Raw genomic sequence first — 23,575 nt, 5'->3', positions numbered from 1 at the left:
CTGCTTACCTTGGTGCCATACGAATCGCGCCATCCAGGCGAATGGTCTCGCCGTTGAGCATGGCGTTGTCGACGATATGGCAGGCCAGGCGTGCAAATTCGTCGGGCTCGCCGAGGCGGCTTGGGAAGGGAATCGAGGCCGCCAGCGACTGCTGGGCTTCTTCTGGCAGCGACTCCATCAGCGGGGTCTTGAATAGCCCCGGGGCGATGGTCATCACGCGGATGCCGTGGCGGGCCATCTCCCGGGCGATGGGCAGGGTCATGGCGACGATGCCGCCCTTGGAGGCCGCGTAGGCCGGCTGGCCGATCTGGCCGTCGAAGGCGGCCACCGAGGCGGTGTTGATGATCACCCCGCGTTCGCCGTCGGCCTGGGGCTCGCCCTTGGCCATGGCCGCGGCGGCCAGGCGCAGCATATTGAAGCTGCCCAGCAGGTTGATGTTGACGATGCGCGAGAAGGTCTCAAGCGGCAGCGGCTCGCCATCGCGGTTGACCACCTTGGCGGGGTCGCCGACCCCGGCACAGTTGATCAGCCCCTGCAGGCCACCGAAGGCCTCGAGCGCCAGGTCCACCGCGGCCTGGGCATCGGCTTCGAGGGTTACGTCGGTGCGCAGGAAACGGGCGCGCTCACCCCCACCCGTGGCATTCAGTTCGGCGGCCAGCGCCTCGCCGCGTTCGGCATTGAGATCGGCGATCACCAGGTTGCCGCCCGCGACATGCAGGGCGCGTACGGTGGCCTCGCCGAGGCCCGAGGCGCCGCCGCTGACGATAAAGGTGTTGTCCTGGAATTTCATCTGCTCACTCCTTCCCAATCAGGTACGTGGGCCTTGGCCCTTGTTCTTGAAAAAGCTACCGATGCGTTCTGCGACCTCGGGGCTGGTCTGGGTCAGGGCTGCGGTCAGCGACTCCACGAACAGGCCGTCTTCGCTGGCCATGTTATCGATACGCGAGATGGCCGAGACCATGGCCCAGTTGGCCATGGGCGCGTTCTCGGCGATACGCGCGGCGAGCTGGCGGGCCTTGTCGAGGCTCTCGCCCTCGCCGACCACGTAGTGGGAAATCCCCAGGCGCTGGCCCTCGTCGGCCTCCATGACGCGGCCGGTGAGCATCATCTCGCACATGCGGCCAGGACCAATGATATTGGAGACACGCACCGAGGCGCCGCCGCCGACGAAGATGCCGTGGCGCCCCTCGGGTAGCTGATAGAGGGTGTTGGTTTCGGCGACGCGCACATGGGTGGCAGTGGCCAGCTCCAGGCCGCCGCCGATGACGGCGCCCTGCATGGCGGCGACCACCGGGATGCCGCCATTCTGGATGCGGTCGAAGATACGGTGCCAGCCCCGCGAGTGCTGGACCACACCAAAGGGGTCGCGATGCTGATGCTCGGCGAGGTCCAGTCCGGCGCAGAAGTGCTTGCCCTCGGCGGCCAGGATGATCACCCGGGTGTCCTCGGGAGTGGCGATCAGTGCCTCTTCCAGGGCGCCGAGCAGGCGGTCGCTCACGGCGTTGCGCTTATCCGGCCGCGCCAGGGTAATGGTGTAGATGCTGTCGTCCAGTGACGTCTTGACGAGTGTCTCGCTCATGAGGGGCCTCGGCGATGGAAAGTACATGGGTTAAAGGGTGATGACGGCCGCGGCCGGCGTGTCGGCATAGAGGGCGGTGACCAGATCGGCACGTCGTTCCAGCACCTTGCGCTGATTGATGTAGCCCTTGTCGGTGATCTCCCCGGCCTCCGCCGAGGGCGGCTCCTCGAGCAGCAGGGCGCGGGTCGGGTAGGTGGAGCTTCCGCCACCGCTCGCCCGCATGGCGCGCATGGCCTTGCGCACCTGCTCGAGCACGACAGGGTGCGCAAGGACCTTGGCGACCGGCGCACCCTCGGGGAGATCGGGGCAGAGGCGGCGACATGCGGCCAGATGGGGGAAAACCAGGAAGCCGATTTCGTCGCGGTCGTGGCCGGTGACCACGATGTCCTGGGCGATGGGCTTCAGGGCGTCGAGCCCGGCCATGCGCAGGGCGCCCACATGTACCCAGGTACCGGTCAGCAGCTTGAAGTCTTCGCTGACGCGGCCGTCGAAGAGCAGGCCCAGCTCGGGCCGCCGGGGATCCACGAAGCGTACAGCATCGCCCATCCGGTAGAAGCCTTCGTCGTCGAACGCCTTGGCCGACAGCTCGGGCTGCTTCCAGTAGCCGGCGAAGATGTTGGGACCCTTGACCCGCACCTCGAGTTTGCCCGCCGTGGGCACCAGCTTGAGGGTAGTGCCCGGCACCGGCACGCCGATCACCCCGGAGCGTACCGCCGGGAAATGGCAGTCGGTGCAGATCGGCGCGGTCTCGGTAGCGCCCCAGGAGGAGGCGATCAGTACCTCACGGCCAGTGGTCTCGCGGGCCATCTCCTCGAGCTCTTTCCACAGGTGATCGGGCAGCGCCGCGGCGGCGTAGAAGATCAGTTCCAGGCGCTGGAAGAAGGCTTCGCGGAGTTCGGCGTCGTCTCGCAGCAGCGGCACCAGCATGTCGTAAGCGCGCGGCACACTGAAGTAGTGGGTCGGCGAGACCTCGCGCAGGTTGCGGGCGGTTTTCTCGATCAGCTGCGGGGTCGGTTTGCCGTCGTCCAGGTAGAGGGTGCCGCCCCAGCGCAGGATGATGTTGAAGTTGTGGTTGCCGCCGAAGGTGTGACTCCAGGGCAGCCAGTCGAGCAGCACCGGTGGGCGCTCGGCCAGGGTCGGCCAGAGCAGGGCCTTGGCCTGCTGGTTGGAGCAGAGCATGCGCTGGGTGTTGGGCACCGCCTTGGGGGTGCCCACCGAGCCGGAGGTGAACAAGAACTTGGCAATGGTGTCCGGGGTGAGGGTAGCGAAGGCGGCCATCACCGCCGTCTCGTCGGTGCGCTTCTCCAGCTCGGTGAAGGGCGTGCTGCCCTCGCTAGCTGCGCTGCGACTGCCGGCCACCACCACGCCGTCGTGGCACTCATCGATGGCCGCCAGCGCCGCTGCATAGGGTTCGATGGGGTCGGCGTAGACCACCCCGGGCTGCAGCAGCTGGATCTGGCGCTTGAGCTTGGCGTGGTCGGTCGACATCAGCGAGCTGCCCGGCGAGATCGAGCAGCAGGGTACACCGATATGCATAGCGGCGGTCATCAGCAGGGCGTGCTCGATGCTGTTGTCCGAGAGAATGACCAGCGGGCGCTCGGGGGAGAGGTCCTGGTGCAACAGCCAGCTGGCGATGGCGATCACCCGACGGCGCGCCTCGCCGTAGGTGAGCTCTCGCCAGGCGTCCTGGGGGGCGCGCTCGGCCAGCCAGAGGCGATCCGGCGTCTCGCGAGCCCAGTGTTCCAGCCACTCGCCACAGCAGCGGGCGTAGTCATCGCCCAGCGGGATCGTGGAGTAGAGGAGTTGGGAGCCATCGTCGCGATGTTCCAGGTGCACCTGAGGAGGTGCACTGCTGGAGGCGTGTGTCGGGTCGAGCGTGGAGGCTGTCATATCCGCTCCGGCGTTTTCAGCAGATTATGTTGTCTGCAGTGACTGTTGTTGTACTAAACATTGTTGCAGGTTACAACAGTCGCGCCGTGAGGTCACCTTCTATGGCTAAGCCTTTGGTCGAGGACTCGCGCTATTCAGCGGCGGGGTGGCGTTGGGGAAGAGGCAGCGACGAGCCAGCAGATACCGCGCGGACCTAGCGCGGCATCTGCGTGCTAAATCACCGTCAGCAGCCCCTAGTGTCGATGGCGGCGCCTAAGGCGTGGAAGATCTTCTCCTTCGTGGCCCGAAGGGATTATTTGGCAACGACCACCGACTGAATGACGGTATATTCGTGAAGTCCCGCTTCGCCAAACTCCACGCCGATGCCTGACTGTTTATGGCCGCCGAAAGGAATATGTGGGGCCATGGCGAAGTGCTGGTTGACCCAGGCGCTGCCGCTCTCCAAGCGACAGACGATCTGCTTGCCCCGCGCGCTATCCCGGGTCCATACCGAGCTACCCAGGCCATAGGGCGAGCGATTGGCGCGCTGTATGGCGTCCTCGACGTCGTCGAAGCGCAGCAGCGAGCGCACCGGGCCGAAGATCTCCTCGTCGACCACCGGGTTGCCCTCCTCGATATCGCGGATCAGCGTCGGCTCGACGAAATACCCCGGCCCATAAGCGCGGCCGCCGGCGATGACACGCCCGTGCTGTGGCGCCAGTTCGAGGAGTCGCTTTATCGTCTCGAACTGCCTGCGATTCTGCACTGGGCCAAACTCGGTGGTCGGATCCAGGCCGTCGCCCACCTTGGCGTTGCGCGCCAGCTCGGCGAGGGCATCACACATGCGCTCATAGACGCCGGACTGGATGTAGAGGCGCTTGATCGACATGCACACCTGGCCGGAGTTGACGAAGGCCAGGCCGAACAGCTGCGGTGCCACGGCGTCGACGTCCACGTCATCGAGCACGATGGCGGCGTCGTTGCCGCCCAGCTCCAGGGTGATGCGCTGCAGGTTATCTGCGGCGGCGCGCATCACGCTTCTGCCGGTGGCGGTGGAGCCGGTGAAGGAGATCTTGTCGATGTCCGGGTGGCCGGTCAGCAAGGGGCCGATATCCCCGCCATCCGGCAGGATGCTGACCACCCCGGGTGGTACCAGGTCGGCAATCAGCTCGCCGAGGCGCAGTGTCGCCAGCGGGGTGGTCGGGCTCGGCTTGATCAGGCACACATTGCCGGTGATCAGTGCCGGCCCGAGCTTGTAGCAGGCCATCACCAGGGGGAAATTCCAGGGCACGATGGCGGCGACGACGCCCAGCGGACGGCGATGCAGTTCGGCACACTGCTGCTCGTCGTCTTGCAGGGTGCGGGGGGAGAGGTCGGCTTCAGCAAAGAAGCGCAGGATGGCGGGGGCCTGGGAGGTCTCCACGGCAGCCCCCGCCAGCGGCTTGCCCTGCTCCAGGGTCAGCCAGCGCTGCAGCTCCTCGGCATTCGCCTCGATGCGATCGGCGATGGCGTGCAGCACACGGCGGCGCTGTTCCAATGGAGTATCGCGCCAGGCAGGCCAGGCAGCGCGTGCCGAGCGAATGGCGCGCTCAGCCTCCTGATGCGTGGTTTGTGGGCAGTGGGTGAGCACCTCTTCAGTGCTGGGGTTGATCACCGGCATCTGGCGGCTACCGGTGCTCAGCTCACCGCCGATCAGGGCATGGAAGGTGTGTGTCAGGGTCATGGCGTGTCTCCTGCAGCATGGCGATTTGGATTTATCATGCTCGGTACGAAAATGGTCTGGGTTCATCGAGGCTGCGCACAGGCATCAGGTGTAGAGCGCATCGATTCCCCCATCGACGGGCAGGCTGATCCCGGTTACCCAGCGCGCGGCGTCCGAGCACAGGAACAGGATGGGTGGCGCGACTTCGTCTGCGATGGCGGGGCGTTTGATATTTTCTGCATCGGCGGCAACACGCTCTTCACCCAGCATCTGCACGAATTCACCCAGTATCGGGGTCATGACCGGCCCCGGGGCGACTGCGTTCATCCGGATATCATGATCCATGAACAATCGGTAGCCACGCTTCTTGGTCCAGACGATCAGCGCTTCCTTGAAATACTGATAGCAGGTCTCTTGCGGAACCGGGTTGGCCGCAAGCCAGCCCAGGCCGGAGGCGAAATCCTGCGTCTCTGAAAGCGCCCTGTGCGCGCCGAGCCGCGCAGGCCAATCAACGCCAAGGATCGAGGCGACATTGACCACTGCACCTCCCTTGAGCCTCGGCACAAGCGCTTCGGTCAGGTGCCTCAGGCCAAGGTAATTCACGCGTGCGACCAGATCGCAGTCGGCAAGACCAGAGACTCCGGCGGCATTCACCAGGCCATCGATTCGGTCGGGCAGGGCGGCAACGGCTGTGTCGATGGCATCAGGCACGGCCATGTCGACGTTGACGAACTCATCGAGGGTAATCATCGGATCATTGCGGTCCATACCGATCACAGTGGCGCCCTGAAAGCGAGCGAGACGGGCGGTTTCGGCGCCAATGCCGGACGCAGCGCCGGTGATCACAAGCGTCTTTCCGTTCAGTGTCATGTCATATCCTCAAGGTTGGAACGGGCCGCCTGTGCCGGCGACGTTTCGTACAACGCCTAGCCTGCCGCGTGCCTGGTTCCCCATCTTGTCGATCCCTGCAGATCGCTTGTTGGTCTCTGCATGACGACTTGCCAATCTCGGCCGCTTGGACCAGATTATATAGTTGTGAGTAGCAACAAATTATACCTATAACAGTAGTTGCGGAGTCGCCAGCCTATGAATACTGCCCCCCTAGCGTCGGTGGCACGTCCTGACAGCGCGCCGCCACGCGCACTGACCACGACCGACCTGGAGTGCTTCCTGCAAGCCAGTGAGGCACACCTGCCGCCGCTGGAGGTTGTCCCGCAGTCGCCGCTGTTCCATGCCAGGCTGCGTGGGCGGGGCCTGCACAGAAGCCACCTGATCAAGCTCGCCAGTTCGCCGGTATGGGTGACGCGGACGCCGCGGCTGGCTGGCCTCTCTGGGGGTGATCACACCTTCAAGCTGGTGTGGCAGCTGCACGGCGAAGCGGTGATGGAGCAGGGTGGGCGCAGCATTCGTCTTAGCCCCGGCAAGATGACGGTCTATCGCCTATCGACGCCTTATCGGTTACAGACATTCGGCGACTATCGCGCCTTGATGCTGAGCATCGACCTGGCCGAGCTGCCTGAGTGGCGGCGATTGGCTGAAGGGTGTCAGGGGCAGGCGCTGCCTTGGGATGCCGGTGCGCATGCGTCCCTGGCGGTACTGCGCTCTCAACTGAGCTGGCAGGGTGGTCCGCCCGTCGGCCAGGTGGAGGACGCGGCACTCGAGCTGGTATTTGGCTCGTTCTGGCGCCATCAGCGCCAGCAGCTGCAATGCGCCCCTCTGCCCAGCGAACGCATCACCAAGGCACGCCGCGTGATACTGGAGCGCATCGCCGATCCCTCGTTGGCGCCCGAGGACCTGGCCTCTGCTCTTAACGTCTCGATGCGGGGCCTCTACGACGAGTTTCGTCGTCACGGCATGGTGCCGCCGGCCGCCTTTATTCGCGAGCTGCGCCTCGAGCAGTGCTATCTGATGCTACTGGATAGCGCCCAGCGGCGATGCAGCATTACGCATATCGCCCTGGAGCACGGGTTTATCGATAGCGCGCACTTCGCCAAGGTGTTTCGTGAGCGCTACGGGGTGTCGCCGGGGGAGCTGCGCAAGCGGGAAGGTGGCCTGCAGGATTGATGACCGGCGCCATCTCAACAGGGAGCGTGTTGGCGCATGCGAAAATCACGCGGATTGAGCCCGGTAAGCCGCTTGAAGAAGCGTGTGAAGTAGGCCGGCTCGGAGAAGCCGAGACTATCGGCGACCTCGCTGATGGTCATATTGGTGTAGGTGAGCTGGCGCTTGGCCTCGAGCAGTATGCGCTCATGCAGCAGCTGCAGGGCGCTGCGGTCGGCCAGCTGGCGGCACAGGGTATTGAGGTGGGCGGCGGTGATGCCGAGCTGCTTGGCCAGGGCGCCGATGGTGGGCTGCTCGCGGTAGTGGGCCTCGATCAGTGCCTGGAAGCGCTGCAAGTGAGCGCGCCCTCGGTCACTGGCACTCGGCGTCGGTCGTAGTGCGGTGGGGTGGCTACGCTGGCGCTCGGCGCGGCGGGCGACCTGGGCGGCCAGAGCCTGAATCAGCGCGTGCAATACCAGATCGCGATTGATCGCTGGGCGGCGGTACTCGTCGGCGATCTGTGCGACCAGCAGGGCGATGGCCTGGGCTTCGCCGCTATCTACCAGCCGATAGTGGCCGCCGCGCTGCAGCGCGGCGCCCTGGTGGCCGAGGGCAGCGATCAGGTGCTCGGCCAGCGGCTGCGCCAGGGTGATGATATGACCGCGAATCTGCTGCTCGAAGTGAAAGCCGTGAATCGCCATGGCCGGTACCACGATCAGCGCCGGGCCGCAGAAGCGCGTCTGGCTCCCCTCCAGATCTAGTACGACCTCGCCGGCTGCGATATGCAGCAGATGCAGCAGGTCGGCGTGACGGTGGGTCTTGATATGCCAATCATGCAGGCGGCTGCGTTCGGCGATGGACTCGCAGTGCAACAGGTCTGGGGTCGGCCAGTGTCGCGTCTCGCCGTAGAGCTTGAAAACCGGCACGGCGTCGGGACTGAGGGCAGTCATGGAAGACTCCTGTCGCGGCATCGACTAACGTCTAGTCAGTATATGTCATTTGTCCTACTTCATGGCCCGATTGTGTCTTAAAAAGCGTTCTCTATCACTGAAAAATACAACTACTAAAAGCATATCCAAGACGACAACGATAGGGTGCTCACCATGAAGACACAGGTCGCGATCATCGGCGCCGGTCCCTCGGGACTGCTGCTGGGGCAACTGCTGCAGCGCCAGGGTATCGACAACGTGATTCTCGAGCGCAAGAGCGGCGAATACGTGCTCAGCCGTATCCGCGCCGGGGTGCTGGAGCAGGGCATGGTCGACCTGCTGCGCGACGCCGGGGTCGACCAGCGCATGAACGAGGAGGGCCTGCCCCACGATGGCTTTGCGCTGGCGTTCGACAATCGCCATGTGCGGGTCGATCTGGCCGAGCTCACCGGCGGCAAGCGGGTGATGGTCTATGGCCAGACCGAGGTCACCCGCGATTTGATGGAGGCCCGCGAGGCCAGCGGTGGTAACACCGTGTATGAAGCCGACAACGTAAAGCTCCACGATCTGGAGAGCGACGCGCCCTATGTCACCTATGAGAAGGATGGCGAGACGCTGCGCCTGGATTGCGACTACGTGGCCGGCTGTGACGGCTACCACGGCGTGTCGCGCCAGACCATTCCCGAGGAGCGTATCAAGACCTTCGAGAAGGTCTATCCGTTTGGCTGGCTGGGCATTCTCTCCGACACGCCGCCGGTCTCCCATGAGCTGATCTACGCCCGGCATGAGCGCGGTTTCGCGCTGTGCAGTATGCGCTCCGAGACCCGTAGCCGTTATTACGTTCAGGTGCCGCTGGACGAAAAGGTAGAGGAGTGGTCCGACGAGCGCTTCTGGGAGGAGCTCAAGCGCCGGCTGCCGGACGAGGTCGCTGCCGAGTTGGTGACCGGCCCCTCCATCGAGAAGAGCATCGCGCCCCTGCGCAGCTTCGTCGCCGAGCCGATGCAGTACGGTCGGCTGTTCCTGGTCGGCGATGCGGCGCATATCGTGCCGCCCACCGGCGCCAAGGGGCTAAATCTGGCCGCCAGCGACGTCAACACCCTCTATTCGCTGATGTGCAAGGTCTACCATGAGGGGCGTACCGACCTGATCGAGCGCTACTCGGCGACCTGCCTCAAGCGGGTCTGGAAGGCCGAGCGCTTCTCCTGGTGGATGACCTCCATGCTGCACAAGTTCTCCGATGAAGAAGACTTCAGTACGCGCATGCAGCAGGCCGAGCTGGACTATGTCACCGGCTCCCACGCCGGCCTTACCACCATCGCCGAGAATTATGTAGGGCTGCCCTACGAGGCATTGGAGTAACACTTGCTGGTTTTTACGGGGACTAGCTCACGACCTTACTGTCGGCCAGGTCGGCAGTGGCGCTAGTAAAAGCGCATGCCGACCCTGACGACCTTGTCACCTTTCACCTCACTCACTACCCAGTGTATGCCGTGCCACGCCACGTCATCGCCGATGACGGGGTGGCCGCCCACGCGCATCGAAATGAAATCGCCCAATATCATCTCCTCTTCCCCGGGTGTGACGGAAATGCCATAGGCGCTGGCCACTTCCCCCAGGCGTACGTCGGCATCGAGGGTGAAGGGGCCAAAGAACTCCTTCTCTTTCTTCAGCTTGGCATCGCCGCTAAACAGCCTGTTGAGGGAGGCCAGGTCTTCATTGCGACCGATGACACAGATGACATCGCCGATCTTGAGCAGTGTGCTGCCTTTGGGGTGCAGCATGGCATGCTCGCGAAAGAGGGCAGAAATCAGCGCCCCGGAGGGAAAGCGAAGTAGCCGGATTGGCACGTCATCCAGGCTCTTGTTTTCGACCCGATACACGAACATTTCATAGTCATTCTCGGGCAGGATGCCGAGCGGTCCGCGATGGTTGGGCGCCGTGGCGCGGGGCAGTTGCACCTTCATCCAGCGGGCCATCAGGGTGATGGTGCCACCCTGGATGAGCAGCGACATCAACACTACGCCGAAGGCGACGTTGAAATAGAGAGCGGCATTTTCCACTCCGCCGATGAAGGGGAAGATGGCCAGCACGATGGGAACCGCCCCGCGCAGCCCCACCCAGGAGATGAAGCCGAGCTCACGCCAGCGGAACTTGAAAAAGGGCTTTATGGAAATCAGTACGGCGAGTGGCCGGGCCACAAAGATCAAGGCAAGTCCTACCAGGAAGGCGGGCAGGGTGTAGTCCAGCAGGTCGCTCGGGGTAACCAGCAGCCCCAGCACCAGGAAGAGCCCGATCTGGCTCAGCCAGGCTAGACCGTCATGTACGGGAAGAATGAAGTTGAGATGTCGCCCGGGCTGGTTGCCGATCATCAGCCCGCAAAGGTAGATGGCCAGGAAACCGCTCCCGCCTAGCGCGCTGGTGGCACCGAAGACGAAGAAGCCTATCGCCAGGGCCAGTAGCGAGTAGAGTCCGGGCGCCAGGTCGACCCAGCGCAAGAGCTTGCCTGTCAGCCAGCCACCGGTGATACCGACTACGATACCCACGCCGAACTGTTGGATCAGGAACAGCGTTGTCTCGGCGATGCTGCCGATATCGCCGACCAGGATCTCGATGAACATGATGGTCAGGAAGATCGCCATCGGATCGTTGGTGCCCGACTCGATCTCGAGGGTGGCACCGACCCGCTCATTCAGGTTGATGCCGCGTCCGCTGAGCATCGAGAACACCGCCGCAGCGTCGGTAGAGCCGACGATGGCACCCACCAGCAGCCCCTGCACCAGGGTCAGGTCGAAGGCCCACATCGCGACCAGTCCCGTAATGCCGCTGGTCAGGAAGACGCCAAGCGTTGCGAGGGACAGCGCCGGCCGAAAACCCGCACGGAACGTCTTGAGGCGTGTACGTAGGCCACCGTCAAGCAGGATCAAGGCGAGGGCCAGGTGGCCGATCAGGAACGCCATGGAGTAGTCGTCGAACTGGATGCCGAGCAGACCCTCCTCACCCGCCAGCATGCCCAGGCCAAGAAAGATGATAAGAAGGGGGAGGCCGAACAGCGAGGAGAGTCGGCTTGCCAGAATGCTCAAGGCCAGGAGGACGCCACTGAGCAGGAAAAGGGTGTTGATGAAGTCCATGCGGATGCCCCTTGATTGGCAACCCTGGCCAGAGCCTAAGTGGCGGTCCATGTGTTCAGTGGCAAGTTCAGGAAGCTGCTGTACGGATGGTTATGTCAGGAAAACGGCCCTCTCTTAGCCGCCTGCAATTCGCCCACAGTAACACTGGGGTCTCGGTAAGTCTGAGGAAAGTATGTGACCGAATGGCGGTGACGGCTCTCCACCAAAGAAAAATTAGCACGCTCATCAAAAACTACTTATGCTGGGAACAGGTTCTCTGTCTGCAATGGAGGTAGGGCATGACGACTCGAATCACGACGTCACGCAGGGCGGATGGCATCACGCTGCTCAAGATCAGCGGCCCCGAACGACGCAATATCCTGGATGAGACTAGCTACGCCCAACTGATCGATGCGCTTGCCGCGGCCGAGGCAGATGACGAGGTCAAGGTCCTGATCATCACCGGTAGCGAGAACTGCTTTACCGCAGGCAACGACCTGGCCAATTACAAGGCGCTGGCGCAGGCGACCGAGGTGCCAGCCATCACCTTCCTGCGTCGGCTGCACGCCTTTCCCAAGCCGGTCATCGCCGCCGCAGAGGGCCTCGCCCTGGGGCTTGGCTCATCGATCCTGATGCACTGCGATTTCGCCTATGCGGGAAACTCGACCACCTTCTACCTGCCATTCGTCAATTTTGCCCTGACGCCCCTGGGTGCCACCACGCTGATGCTACCCAAGCTGGCCGGCAACAAGGCGGCCAGCGAGATGCTCATGTTGGGCGCATCCTTGTCCGCCTCTCGTGCCTGCGAGCTTGGCCTGTTGACCGACACTACCCCCGATGGGATGGCGCTGGAGCAGGCATTCGACTCTGCCAGTCGCCTTCTCTCCAAACCCTTCGATGCGCTGCTGGCCACCAAGGCACTGTTGCGGGAAGGCGACGCCGAGGCGATCGGCCACGCCTTCGACCGCGAAGAACAGCAGCTACTGGAACGCTGTCGCTCCCCGGAAGCCCAGGGCGCCATCGACGCCTTCTTTGCCAAGCAAGTGTCATCAGGTAAAGGGCGGAGTGGTTGAAACGACAGCCGAGCGGATGATCAGGCGAGATCCTACGGGGGCGTCCACTGAGTGGGCGCCCCTTTCAATAACGGCCGGTCAACGGCGGCAGGGCTGAGACAAGCGCTGTGTCTTCACGGATAGCGCCCGGTGCGGCGGTTCTCCACCAGTACCTCCAGGATAGTGTTGGCCTGCCGCATGATGTCGGAGGGCGGTTCACCCTTGCGGCGGCTGCAGATCACCGGGGAGGTGATGGTGCGGTCGTCCAGGTAGACGAACACGATACCGTCGCGCTGCACGCGCTTGACCTGTTCCGGCACCAGGGTGATGCCGATTTCCGAGGCGACCAGGCTCAGGGCGGTCTGCAGCTCGTTGGCTTCCTGAGCCACGCTGACCTTGAGTCCCTGGCGGCGGAATAGTCCCAAGGTGATGTCGGCCAGGCTGGGGCGCGGCTTGGCGGGAAACAGCACCAGTGGGTAGTCGGCGAGCTGGGCCAGGGTCGGACGGCTGTTGGCCAGCGGATGGTCGGCGGGCAGCGCGGCCATCAGCGGCTCGTCGAACAGCACCTCCTGCTCCACGTCGGGGTCGTCGATGCGCAGGCGCCCGAAGCCGATGTCGATGCGACCGGCCTTGAGCGCCTGGACCTGCTGCACGGTGGTCAGCTCGGCGAGGGTCAGCTCGACATCATCCTTTTGTCGTAAATCGCGCACCAGCAGCGGCAGCTGGCCATAGAACACCGACGGCACGAAGCCAATGCCGAACAGGCGGCGCTTGCTGCGGGCCATGCGGCGTGTCGCGGCAGTGGTTACCTCGACCTTCTCCAGTATCTGCAGGGTATGCTCATAAAAGAACTGGCCGGCGGCCGTAAGGCGCAGGCCGCGTGAGCTTCTCTGAAACAGGTCGGCACCTACTTCTGACTCCAACTGCTTGATCTGCCTAGATAAGGGCGGCTGTGCCATATGCAGCCTGGCGGCCGCGCGGGTGAGGTTGAGCTCCTCTGCAACGACGCAGAAGTAGCGCAGGTGGCGAAGCTCCATGATACCTCCTGGGTATGGCTGGGCACTCAAACGATATTGGTTGCGCTGGCCAGACGCAATCAGACTGCTCCCCAATCAACGAAAATCGATTGCTGGAGCGCCACCCCCTATGTCCGCCGTCATCACCACCATCGAGACGCTGCTGGTCGACCTGCCGACCATCCGTCCGCACAAGCTCTCCATGACCACCATGGCCTGCCAGTCGATGGTCATCGTGCGGCTGCGCGACAGCGACGGCGTCGAGGGCCTCGGTGAGGGCACCACCATTGGCGGCCTGGCCTACGGCCCGGAGAGTCCGGAGAGCATCAAGCGCAATATCGACACCTACCTGGCGCCGCTGCTGATCGGTCAGCCGGCGGCCAACCTCAATGCCCTGCGGGCGCGGCTGCAGCGCCATGCCCGCGGCAACATGATCGCCAAGTCGGCGCTGGAAACCGCGCTGCTGGATGCCCAGGGCAAACGCCTGGGGTTGCCGGTTGCCGAGCTGCTGGGCGGCGCGCAGCAGACCCACCTGCCGGTGCTGTGGACCCTGGCCAGCGGCGATACCCAGCGTGATATCGACGAGGCCTTTCAGCGCCTGGACGACCGTCGCCACGGCGACTTCAAGCTCAAGATCGGCGCCAACCCGGTGGCTCAGGACGTCGCCCATGTGGCGGCGATCAAGGCCGCGCTGGGCGACCGGGCCAGCGTCCGTGTCGACGTCAACCAGGCCTGGGACGAAGCCACCGCGGTGCGCGGCATCGCCGCCCTGCAGGAGGCCGGTATCGACCTGATCGAGCAGCCCATTGCGGCCCGCGAGCACGCCGGCCTGATCCGCCTTGCCAACCGCTTCCGCGTGCCGATGCTCGCCGATGAGGCGGTGCAGGACGCCCGCGACGGTTTCGATCTCGCCGCCGCCGGCTTCAGCGGCGCCTATGCGCTGAAGATCGCCAAGTCCGGCGGCCTGTACGGCGTGCTGGAACTGGCCCACGTGGCCCAGGCCGCGGGTATCGGCCTCTACGGCGGCACCCTGCTCGAGGGCAGCATCGGCACCGCGGCCTCGCTGCACGCCTGGGCCACGCTGCCCGAGCTGGCCTGGGGCAGCGAGATGTTCGGTCCGCTGCTGCTCAAGGACGACATCGTCAGCGAGTCCCTCAACTACCACGAGTTCGGCGTCGCGCTTCCGCGCGGGCCGGGCCTCGGCATCACCCTGGATGAAGACAAGCTTGCGCACTATTCGCGCAGCCACTGAGCCGCGCCAGCACTGAGGAGGAGAAGCACATGCTGTTTCAGGTGGAAATGACCGTAAAACTGCCGCCGGAGATGCCGGCCGAGCAGGCCGCCAAGATCAAGGCGACCGAGAAGGCCTACTCCCAGGAGCTGCAGCGCGCCGGCAAGTGGCGCCATCTGTGGCGGGTCGCCGGCAGCTACGCCAACGTCAGCATCTTCGATGTCGAGGACAACGCCGAGCTGCAGGAGATCGTCTCCAACCTGCCGCTCTTCCCCTATATGGAGATCAGCGTCACGCCGCTGTGTCGCCATCCATCGTCGGTTCGCGAAGACGATAGCTGAGGCACCGACGAGCCACGCCAGACAGGCCGTACAGCCGCGGCCATAACGATAACGATGAGGATATTCCCATGAGCGTGAAGATTTTCGACACCCCGGACGTTCAAGACTTTCTGAAGACCGTCGCCGGTTTCGAGCAGGAGGGCGGTAACGACCGCGCCAAGCAGATCATGCACCGCCTGCTCTCCGACCTTTACCGCCTGATCGACGACTTCGACGTCAGCGAGGAGGAGTACTGGTCCGCGGTCAGCCTGCTCAACGCGCTGGGCCACGATACCCAGTTCGGCTTGCTCTCTCCGGGCCTGGGCTTCGACCACTACCTGGACATGCGCCAGGACGCCGCCGACGCTGAGGCCAAGCGCACCGGTGGCACGCCGCGCACCATCGAGGGCCCGCTCTACGTGGCCGGCGCCCCGGAAGCCGAAGGCTTCGCCCGCCTGGATGACGGCAGCGACCCCGATGGCGAGGTGATGTGGCTGACCGGTCAGGTACGCGACGTGAATGGCCAGCCGATCCCCGGCGCCAAGGTCGAGATCTGGCACTGCAACTCCAAGGGCAACTACTCGTTCTTCGACCCGACCCAGAGCGAGTACAACATGCGCCGCACCATCTACGCCGACAGCGATGGCCGCTACACCGCGCGCAGCATCATCCCCTCCGGCTATGGCGTGCCGCAAGGCGCCCCCACCGATCAGGTCCTCAAGTCCCTGGGCCGCCACGGCGAGCGTCCGGCGCATATTCACTACTTCATCTCGGCGCCGGGCCATCAGCACCTGACTACCCAGATCAACCTGGCCGGCGACAAGTACACCTGGGACGACTTCGCCTTCGCCACCCGCGAGGAGCTGGTGGTGCCAGCGAACCGTATCGAAGACCCGGCCGAAATCGACAAGCGCGAGCTGGACGGCCCCTTCTCCGAGGTGGTGTTCGACGTCGAGCTGTCGCGGACCGATGCGGCCGAGCTGCAGGCTCGCCCAGCCCGCCCGCGGGCCAAGGAAGACGAGCAGGACCAGCATAGCCAGCTGGCCAGCACCGCCAAGGTTTGATCAGTACCAGAGCTTTCGCCGCAGTGACACGCAAGGGGCGCCGTGGGCAGGTCAAAGGGGAGGTTTGCGCCATGGATGGCGCAAGGTAGCGCCCAGGGATGGGTTTACAGCGCCTCCCCGTCGACCTGCCGACGGAACAGCCCCGAGTGCGAGGGAAGCCTCTGCGATAACCCTACGATTGTTCCCTTGACGCCGGGACCCTCTGGGCTCGCCGGTACGACACGACAAGATACCGAGGACCTGGATCATGACCAGCAAGCTTGATCAACTCGAAACGCGCATCCGCGGCGCGGTGGTCGACGACCCCGCCAACGGCATCTTCCGCTGCCACCGCAGCATGTTCACCGACCGCGACTTCTTTGACCTCGAGATGAAGCATATCTTCGAGGGCAACTGGCTGTTCCTGGCCCACGAGAGCCAGATCAGCGAACCGGGAGACTACTTCACCGTGACCATGGGGCGTCAGCCGGTGGTGATCACCCGCGACAAGCAGGGCGAACTGCACGGCCTGATCAACGCCTGTGCCCACCGCGGCGCCACACTGTGTCGTCGCAAGCAGGGCAACAAGGGCACCTTCACCTGCCCGTTCCACGGCTGGACCTTCAAGAACGACGGCAAGCTGCTCAAGGCCAAGAACGAGAAGACCGGTGCCTATCCGGACGGCTTCAAGCAGGACGGCTCCCACGACCTCAAGCGCCTGCCGCGCTTCGAGAACTATCGCGGCTTCCTGTTCGGCAGCCTCAGCGCGGACGTGATGCCCCTCGACGACTACCTCGGCGAGACCCGCAAGATCATCGACAATATCGTCGACCAGGCCCCTGAAGGCCTGGAGATCCTGCGCGGCACCTCCTCCTATACCTTCCAGGGCAACTGGAAGCTGGGCGCGGAGAACGGCGCCGACGGCTACCACGTCAGCACCGTGCACTGGAACTACGCCTCGACCATGGACCGTCGCAACTACGACGCCGGCGGCACCAAGGCGGTGGACGCCGACGGCTGGTCGAAGAGCCAGGGCGGTTTCTACTCCTATGAGAACGGCCATATGATGCTGTGGACCCGCCTGCTCAACCCTGAGGTGCGCCCGGTCTACACCCAGAAAGAGTGGATCGAGGAGGAGCTGGGCGAGGCGCGGGCCGACTCCATCGTCAACCAGACCCGTAACCTCTGCCTCTATCCCAACGTCTACCTGATGGATCAGTTCTCTACCCAGATCCGCGTGATCCGTCCCATCGACGTCGACAAGAGCGAAGTCACCATCTACTGCTTCGCGCCCAAGGGCGAGTCGGCGGAGAACCGTCGCGTACGCATCCGCCAGTACGAGGATTTCTTCAACGTCAGCGGCATGGGCACCCCGGACGACCTCGAGGAGTTCCGTGCCTGCCAGGCCGGTTACGCCGGGCTCGACGCCGAGTGGAACGATCTCTCCCGCGGCGCCAAGCAGTGGATCGAGGGCGCCGACGACAACGCCCGCGCCATCGATATGAAGCCGCTGCTCAGCGGTGCCTCCCCCGAGGACGAAGGCCTCTACGTGCTGCACCACAAGCACTGGATCGACGAAATGCTGCGCGCCATCGACAAGGAACGCAGCCGGTTTATTCCAACTGAGCCCGCCACCGCGAGCGCCTGAGGAGGAACGCACCATGAGTATCGACTTTCACCAGATTCAGGCCTTTCTATACCGCGAAGCGCGGTTGCTTGACGACCGTCAGTGGGACGAGTGGGTGGCGTGCTACCGCAGCGACGCGGTGTTCTGGATGCCGGCCTGGGACGACGATGACCAGCTGACCCGCGATCCCGACGCCGAGATTTCGCTGATCTACTACTCCAATCGCGAGGGGATCGAGGATCGCGTCTATCGCATCAAGACCGAACGTTCGGGGGCCAGCACCCCGGAGCCACGCACCACGCACCAGATCAGCAATCTCGAGGTGCTGAGCGAGGCGGACGGCGAGGTCGAGCTGCGCTTCAACTGGCACACCCTGAGCCATCGCTACCAGCAGACCAGCAGCTTCTTCGGCACCTCCTTCTACACCCTGGACGTGTCCGGCGAGACGCCGCTGATCACCAGGAAAGTCGTGCAGCTCAATAACGACTATATCCACCAGGTCATCGACGTCTACCACATCTGACCGGTGGCAGGAGAACCCGCATGAGTTACACCATTGCACTCAACTTCGAGGACGGCGTGACCCGTTTCATCGGCTGTAACGCCGGTGAAACGGTGCTCGACGCCGCCTACCGGCAGAAGGTCAACCTGCCGATGGACTGCTCCGACGGGGTCTGCGGTACCTGCAAGGGCCACTGCGAGCAGGGCGCCTTCGAGATGGGCGACGACTACCTGGAGGAGGCGCTCTCGGAAGAAGAGGAGGCCGAGGGCCAGGTGCTGACCTGCCAGATGGTGCCGTCGTCGGACTGCGTGATTCAGGTCCCGGTGGCATCGAGCCTGTGCAAGACGGCGGTGGGATCGGTGGAGGCCACCCTGGCCTCGGTGGAGCGTCTCTCCGAGGATAGCCTGGAGCTGGCGGTCGACCTGGACGACGAGGCGGGCCTGGCGTTTCTGCCCGGCCAGTACGTCAATATCCAGGTGCCGGGCAGCGATCACACCCGCTCCTACTCGTTCAGCTCGCTGCCCGGCAGCCGCCGGGCCAGCTTCCTGATTCGCCACCTGCCGCAGGGCCTGATGAGCGGCTACCTGAGCGAGCGGGCCGCAGCGGGGGACCGCCTGACCCTGACCGGCCCGCTGGGCAGCTTCTACCTGCGCCAGGTGGTGCGTCCGGTGCTGATGCTGGCCGGCGGTACCGGCCTGGCGCCGTTTCTCGCCATGCTCGAGCAGCTGGCCCAGCAGTGCGAGGAAGGCCAGGGCTGCGACCAGCCGCTCCACCTGATCTATGGCGTCAACCGCGACGATCATCTGGTCAAGCGCGAGGCGCTGGAGGCGTTCGTCGAGCGCCTGCCGGATTTCAGCTACACCACGGTGGTAGTCGACGAGCAGAGCCAGCATCCGCAGCGCGGCTACGTGACCCACCATATGCCGGCCGAGGTGCTGCACAACGGCGACGTCGACGTCTACCTGTGCGGGCCGCCGCCGATGGTCGATGCGGTGCTCGGCCACTTCCGCGAGCAGGACATCATTCCGGCCAACTTCTACTACGAGAAGTTTACCCCCAACGCGGCGGAGGAGGCGGCATGAACCGGCGCTTCGAGAACCGCGTGATGCTGGTCACCGGTGCCGCCCAGGGCATCGGCCAGCGGGTCGCCGAGCGGGCCGCTGCCGAAGGCGCGCGGCTGGCGCTGGTCGACCGCGCCGAGCATGTCCATCGGGTGGCCGCCGAGCTGCGCGACCAGGGAGTGGACGCCATCGCCCTGCAGGCCGATCTGGAAACCTGGCAAGGCGCCGAGGGCGCACTTCGCCAGGCCCATGACCACTTCGGGCGCCTCGATATCCTGATCAACAATGTCGGCGGCGCGATCAACTTCAAACCGTTTACCGCCTTTAGCGAGGCCGAGATCCAGGCCGAGATCACCCGCTCGCTGATGCCCACGCTGTGGTGCTGCCGCGCCGCACTGCCGGGCATGGTGGCCCAGGGTGGCGGCGTCATCGTCAACGTCTCCTCGGCGGCGACCCGCGGCATCCACCGGATTCCCTATTCGGCAGCCAAGGGTGGGGTCAACGCCATGACTGCCTCGCTGGCCTTCGAGTACGCCGAGCATGGCATCCGCGTGGTGGCCACCGCCCCGGGAGGCACCGAGGCACCACCGCGGCGCATCTCGCGGGGCACCCCCGAGCCGCGCAACGAGACCGAGCAGGCCTGGTTCCAGGCGCATATCGACCAGACCAGGCAGAGCTGCCTGATGGGCCGCTACGGCACCCTGGACGAGATGGCCGCGCCGATCCTGTTCCTGGCGTCCGACGATGCCAGCTATATCACCGGCAGCGTATTGCCGGTGGCCGGCGGCGACAGCGGCTGAGCCTCCGGCTCGCTGCTTGCCGCACATTCCAATGACAAAAACTCCCTGGAGACCGCCATGAAACACATCGAAAAAGGCATCAGTCTCAGGCACGCGCCTGGGGCCTTCGTCAGAGATATTAACGTCGACAACGCCAGCACCGGCCTGGTGGCCGGCATCCTGGGGCTCAGCGTCGGGGTGGTGCATATCAGTGCCGGCAGCGCCGCCGGCCTCGACTCCTCGTTCATCATGATCTGGGTGATCAGCTACCTGATGATCAACGGCCTGTTCGGGCTGCTGGTGCCGGCGTATTACCGCCTGCCGCTGCCGATGGCCAACTCGATTCCCGGCGCGCTGATGTTTGCCGCGGTAATTCCGGTGGTGGGTCTGGAAGCGGCGCTGGGCGCGACCCTGATCGCCGGAGCCATCTCGCTGGTGGCCGGCTTGACCGGCGTGATGGGCATGGTGATGCGGCTGATCCCGATGCCCATCGTGATGGGCATGGTGGCCGGCATGCTGTTGAGCTTCGGCCTCAATATGGTCAAGCCGCTGGAGAATGCCATCGTACCGGCAACGATCATGATCCTGGCATTCTTCGTCTCGGCGCGCCTGTTTCGCAAGATACCGCCGCTGGTGGTGGCCATGCTGGCGGGCATTGTCTATCTGATCGCTACCGGCGTGGATCTCTCCGGCATCGAGGCCACGGTGCGCTTCCCCGAGTTCAGCACACCCGAGTTCACCCTGGGCGCCTTCCTGGCCTATGGTCTGCCCCTGGCGATCATCCTGGTAGGCATGGAAACCCCGGCCGGGGTCGGCCTGGTCAAGGGCATGGGCTATAAGGAGGTGCCGGCCAACGGCATTACCGCAGTGGGCGGCCTGGGGACTATGGTTTCTTCCTTCTTCAACCTGCACAGCACTTGCATCGCCGCGCCGATGACCGGCATCTGCTCCTCGCCGGAGGCCGGCGAACACGACAAGCGCTGGGTGGCGGCAGTGATCGCCGGCGCGATCTTCGTGGTCTGCGCGCCCTTCTACGGCTATGTGGTGAGCCTTCTCGAAGCCACGCCCGACTACTTCATCGCCATCATTGCCGGCCTGGCACTGATGCGGGTGATCACCTCATCGATGGCCATCGCCTTCTCTGGCAAGAAGCACGAGATGGGCGCGCTGTTCGCCTTCCTGATCGCCGCTTCGGGTATCCAGATCCTCGAGATCGGCGCCACCTTCTGGGCGCTGGTGCTGGGCGTGGTCGTCTCGATGATCTTCGAGACCAAGGATTTCGAGTTCGCTAAAGGCAAGCCGGCGGCGGTGTAGCCAGGCGGGCCTTGCCCATTATCCTCCTTGACCTGCCGAACGAGCTGCGGCGGGTCTTTTTTCGGTGACGGCGCTGGGCGCCGAGCAAGGAGCGGTATGTCGCTATACAAGGACCTTTCCCTCTCGACCCTGACCGCCGGCTTCGTGGCGGTGCTGATCTCCTACGCCGGGCCCTTGGCGATCTTCTTCCAGGCCGCCCAGAGTGCCGAGATCTCGGCGGCGATGATGAGTTCCTGGGTGTGGGCGATCTCGATCGGTGCCGCGGTGTCGGGCATCGGCCTGAGCCTATGGCTCAAGGTGCCGGTGGTGACGGCTTGGTCGGCGCCAGGCACGGCACTGCTGGTCAGCCTGTTCCCGGGGCTGTCCCTGAATGAGGCGGTCGGTGCCTATATCACCGCGGCGGCGATCATTCTGGTGATCGGCGTGACCGGCACCTTCGATCGCATCATCCGGCTGATTCCACCGGGCATCGCGGCGGCGATGATGGCCGGTATCCTGTTCCAGTTCGGCGTCGGCGTGTTCACCTCGCTGGAGCAGGCGCCGGCGCTGGCGGTGGGCATGCTGGCGGCCTATCTGGGCTTCAAGCGGCTGTCACCGCGCTACTTTCTGGTGCTGCTGCTGATGGCCGGCATCGCCTTGGCGGTGCTGTTCGAGGGCGCCAGTCTGCAGGGCGTGTCGTGGCAGCTGGCGGAGCCGCAGCTGATCCGGCCCGAGTGGACACTCGCCGCGACCCTCAGCCTGGCGATTCCGCTGGCGCTGGTCAGCCTGACCGGCCAGTTCCTGCCGGGCATGGCGATCCTGCGCGGGGCGGGCTATCGCACCTCGGCGCGGCCGATCCTCACGGTGGCTAGCCTGGTCTCGCTGCCGATGGCGCTGTTTGGCGGTATTACCACGGTGGTGGCGGCGATTACCGCGGCGCTATGTACCGGCAAGGAGGCCCACCCCGACCCCGACAAGCGCTATGTTGCCGGGGTCGCCAACGGTGTCTTCTACCTGCTGGGGGCACTGTTCTCGGGCAGCATCGTGCTGCTGTTTACTTCTCTGCCGGGCACCTTCGTGGCGCTGCTGGCGGGCCTGGCGCTGATCGGTGCCATCGCCACTAATATCAGCAAGGCCGCGGCCGACAGCGACCATCTCGAAGCCTCGATCATCACCTTCCTGGCCACCGCCTCCGGGATGAGCCTGTGGGGGCTTGGCTCGGCCTTCTGGGGCGTGGTGATCGGCTGTATCGCCTACCTGGTGCTACACCGCCCCTGGCGCCGTAGCGTCGACCAGCGCAATCAGGTTATGCAGCGTCGGTGAGTGGTTGTCCGGGCGCCAGGCGAACCACAGCGGCATGCTGCAGGCGTCGAGCTCCGGCAGGCGCAGGAAGCGGATCCCCGGCATTGGGTGGCAGCTGCTGGCCGCAGGCAGGATGGCGATGCCCAGGCCTGCCGCCACCATGCTCAGGATGGCGATATTGTCGGCGCCGTACTGCACCACGCGGGGATGGAAGTCGAGGCGCTGGAAGTGGGCCTGCATGCGGTCGAAGTAGACCGGCGAGGCGCTGCGAAAGCCCCACACGAAGTCGGCACCGGCCAGCTCGGTGAGGCGTTGCGGCGGGGTATGGGCCCAGATGGAGCGCTCGGGGACGGCGAGAATGAGGTGGTCGTTCTGCAGCCGGCGGGCCTCGAGCCCCGGATAGTCGGTCTCGTCGAGATAGAGCACGCCGGCATCCAGACTGCCTTCCCGCAGCCGCTCCAACTGAGGCCCCGAGAGCAGCGGGAAGACCTCGAAGGCGACCTGCGGATAGCGGTCGCGATAGCGGCTGAGCAGGCCCGCCACCTGTGGCACCCAGAGGTGGGTCACCGTCACCCCCAGGCTGACCTTGCCGGTCAGGCCGCTGCCCAGTGCCGTCAGGCGCGCGCGGATCTGGGTGCGCGCATCGAGCAGCTGCTGGGCCTCTTCAAACAGTGCCTGCCCCGCCACCGTGAGCCGCATGCCGCGGGCGTGGCGGTCGAACAGCCGGGTGTCGAGGTCCTCTTCCAGCAGCCGGATCTGGCGGGTGAGGGCCGGCTGGGCGATATGTACGCGTCGGCTGGCGGCGGAGATGGAGCCGGTCTCGACCACGGCGACGAAATAGCTGAGCTGGCGGAATTCCATGGGCCGAGCAATGCTCTAACGGTATAGGTAATATCTATTATCGGTATTTTTGCTATGGCGTCCATGGGCGGATAGTGTAGTAACTGACATCGCGACAGCGGGAGAGTCCGGTCCGTGAACCACGGTGCCGGCGCCGAAGGAGCAACTGCCCCGGAAACTCTCAGGCCACCGGACCGCCGTCGCGTCACAGATTCCGAAGAGCGGCCGGCGACAAGCGTCCGTCGGCACACCGAAGGAGCAAGCGGGCATCGGCGACGGTGCG

21 protein-coding genes and 1 riboswitch are annotated in these 23,575 nt (G+C 64.7%); of the genes, 12 read left to right on the top strand and 9 right to left on the bottom strand.

Annotated features, from left to right (window positions below; translation table 11 throughout):
• Nucleotides 1–4 precede the first annotated feature (4 nt).
• The 5 genes from IEI94_RS13015 to IEI94_RS12995 all read right to left on the bottom strand — a co-directional run bounded on the left by IEI94_RS13015 (nt 5) and on the right by IEI94_RS12995 (nt 6,020).
• Nucleotides 5–790, bottom strand: coding sequence for a 3-hydroxyacyl-CoA dehydrogenase (locus IEI94_RS13015; protein ID WP_191167737.1), 786 nt, complete (start codon nt 788–790; stop codon nt 5–7).
• A gap of 18 nt (nt 791–808) precedes the next feature.
• Nucleotides 809–1,579: a crotonase/enoyl-CoA hydratase family protein gene (locus IEI94_RS13010; protein ID WP_191167736.1), complete on the bottom strand. Its 771-nt coding sequence runs from the start codon at nt 1,577–1,579 to the stop codon at nt 809–811.
• A 30-nt stretch (nt 1,580–1,609) separates the two neighbouring features.
• Nucleotides 1,610–3,469, bottom strand: a complete 1,860-nt coding sequence (locus IEI94_RS13005; protein ID WP_191167735.1) for a feruloyl-CoA synthase — start codon at nt 3,467–3,469, stop codon at nt 1,610–1,612.
• Between the two features lie 292 nt (nt 3,470–3,761).
• Nucleotides 3,762–5,171, bottom strand: coding sequence for an aldehyde dehydrogenase family protein (locus tag IEI94_RS13000; protein WP_191167734.1), 1,410 nt, complete (start codon nt 5,169–5,171; stop codon nt 3,762–3,764).
• Nucleotides 5,172–5,255: 84 nt separating this feature from the next.
• Nucleotides 5,256–6,020, bottom strand: a complete 765-nt coding sequence (locus IEI94_RS12995; protein ID WP_191167733.1) for a coniferyl-alcohol dehydrogenase — start codon at nt 6,018–6,020, stop codon at nt 5,256–5,258.
• Nucleotides 6,021–6,236: 216 nt separating this feature from the next.
• Between IEI94_RS12995 and IEI94_RS12990 the strand changes: the two genes are divergently transcribed.
• The gene (locus tag IEI94_RS12990; RefSeq protein ID WP_191167732.1) at nt 6,237–7,214 is read left to right on the top strand and encodes a helix-turn-helix domain-containing protein; all 978 of its coding nucleotides are present in this window, start codon (nt 6,237–6,239) and stop codon (nt 7,212–7,214) included.
• A gap of 14 nt (nt 7,215–7,228) precedes the next feature.
• Here the strand turns inward: IEI94_RS12990 and IEI94_RS12985 are convergent, their stop codons facing one another.
• Complete coding sequence (locus IEI94_RS12985) at nt 7,229–8,140, bottom strand: helix-turn-helix domain-containing protein (RefSeq protein ID WP_191167731.1); 912 nt, start codon at nt 8,138–8,140, stop codon at nt 7,229–7,231.
• A 153-nt stretch (nt 8,141–8,293) separates the two neighbouring features.
• Here IEI94_RS12985 and pobA point away from each other — a divergent pair, with 153 nt between their 5' ends.
• On the top strand, nt 8,294–9,478 hold the full coding sequence (gene pobA, locus IEI94_RS12980) for a 4-hydroxybenzoate 3-monooxygenase (RefSeq protein ID WP_191167730.1): 1,185 nt from the start codon (nt 8,294–8,296) through the stop codon (nt 9,476–9,478).
• Nucleotides 9,479–9,540: 62 nt separating this feature from the next.
• Here the strand turns inward: pobA and IEI94_RS12975 are convergent, their stop codons facing one another.
• Nucleotides 9,541–11,247 (bottom strand): potassium/proton antiporter, encoded by a 1,707-nt coding sequence (locus tag IEI94_RS12975; RefSeq protein WP_191167729.1) that lies wholly within the window; start codon nt 11,245–11,247, stop codon nt 9,541–9,543.
• Nucleotides 11,248–11,525: 278 nt separating this feature from the next.
• Here IEI94_RS12975 and IEI94_RS12970 point away from each other — a divergent pair, with 278 nt between their 5' ends.
• Entirely contained in the window at nt 11,526–12,299 is a 774-nt protein-coding gene (locus IEI94_RS12970) for an enoyl-CoA hydratase-related protein (protein WP_191167728.1), read from the top strand.
• A 113-nt stretch (nt 12,300–12,412) separates the two neighbouring features.
• Here IEI94_RS12970 and IEI94_RS12965 read toward each other — a convergent pair whose 3' ends face one another.
• Nucleotides 12,413–13,315, bottom strand: coding sequence for a LysR family transcriptional regulator (locus IEI94_RS12965; protein WP_191167727.1), 903 nt, complete (start codon nt 13,313–13,315; stop codon nt 12,413–12,415).
• 109 nt (nt 13,316–13,424) lie between these two features.
• Between IEI94_RS12965 and IEI94_RS12960 the strand changes: the two genes are divergently transcribed.
• The 9 genes from IEI94_RS12960 (at nt 13,425) to IEI94_RS12920 (ending at nt 22,473) form a co-directional block, all read left to right on the top strand.
• Nucleotides 13,425–14,546, top strand: a complete 1,122-nt coding sequence (locus IEI94_RS12960) for a muconate cycloisomerase family protein (RefSeq protein WP_191167726.1) — start codon at nt 13,425–13,427, stop codon at nt 14,544–14,546.
• Nucleotides 14,547–14,575: 29 nt separating this feature from the next.
• Nucleotides 14,576–14,866: a muconolactone Delta-isomerase gene (gene catC, locus IEI94_RS12955; RefSeq protein ID WP_191167725.1), complete on the top strand. Its 291-nt coding sequence runs from the start codon at nt 14,576–14,578 to the stop codon at nt 14,864–14,866.
• A gap of 68 nt (nt 14,867–14,934) precedes the next feature.
• Complete coding sequence (gene catA, locus IEI94_RS12950; RefSeq protein WP_191167724.1) at nt 14,935–15,909, top strand: catechol 1,2-dioxygenase; 975 nt, start codon at nt 14,935–14,937, stop codon at nt 15,907–15,909.
• A 247-nt stretch (nt 15,910–16,156) separates the two neighbouring features.
• Entirely contained in the window at nt 16,157–17,536 is a 1,380-nt protein-coding gene (locus IEI94_RS12945) for a Rieske 2Fe-2S domain-containing protein (protein WP_191167723.1), read from the top strand.
• Between the two features lie 13 nt (nt 17,537–17,549).
• On the top strand, nt 17,550–18,038 hold the full coding sequence (gene benB / locus IEI94_RS12940) for a benzoate 1,2-dioxygenase small subunit (RefSeq protein ID WP_191167722.1): 489 nt from the start codon (nt 17,550–17,552) through the stop codon (nt 18,036–18,038).
• A gap of 20 nt (nt 18,039–18,058) precedes the next feature.
• On the top strand, nt 18,059–19,099 hold the full coding sequence (gene benC / locus IEI94_RS12935) for a benzoate 1,2-dioxygenase electron transfer component BenC (protein ID WP_191167721.1): 1,041 nt from the start codon (nt 18,059–18,061) through the stop codon (nt 19,097–19,099).
• Nucleotides 19,096–19,878, top strand: coding sequence for a benzoate diol dehydrogenase BenD (gene benD, locus IEI94_RS12930; RefSeq protein WP_191167720.1), 783 nt, complete (start codon nt 19,096–19,098; stop codon nt 19,876–19,878). The genes benC and benD overlap by 4 nt, the downstream gene beginning before the upstream one ends.
• A 57-nt stretch (nt 19,879–19,935) precedes the next feature.
• On the top strand, nt 19,936–21,171 hold the full coding sequence (locus IEI94_RS12925; RefSeq protein WP_191167719.1) for a benzoate/H(+) symporter BenE family transporter: 1,236 nt from the start codon (nt 19,936–19,938) through the stop codon (nt 21,169–21,171).
• Nucleotides 21,172–21,267: 96 nt separating this feature from the next.
• Entirely contained in the window at nt 21,268–22,473 is a 1,206-nt protein-coding gene (locus tag IEI94_RS12920; protein WP_191167718.1) for a benzoate/H(+) symporter BenE family transporter, read from the top strand.
• On the opposite strand, the gene IEI94_RS12915 is transcribed toward IEI94_RS12920, so the two are convergent.
• Nucleotides 22,414–23,313, bottom strand: coding sequence for a LysR family transcriptional regulator (locus tag IEI94_RS12915; RefSeq protein WP_191167717.1), 900 nt, complete (start codon nt 23,311–23,313; stop codon nt 22,414–22,416). The two genes, IEI94_RS12920 and IEI94_RS12915, sit on opposite strands and share 60 nt — an antisense overlap.
• 88 nt (nt 23,314–23,401) lie before the next feature.
• Nucleotides 23,402–23,499, top strand: a riboswitch (glycine riboswitch).
• Nucleotides 23,500–23,575: the final 76 nt, after the last annotated feature.

This window comes from Halomonas sp. ML-15, from assembly GCF_014779595.1.
In the GTDB taxonomy this organism is placed as follows: domain Bacteria; phylum Pseudomonadota; class Gammaproteobacteria; order Pseudomonadales; family Halomonadaceae; genus Franzmannia.
Note: the sequence above shows the minus strand (reverse complement) of the source record. Positions and strands in the feature narration are given on the sequence as shown.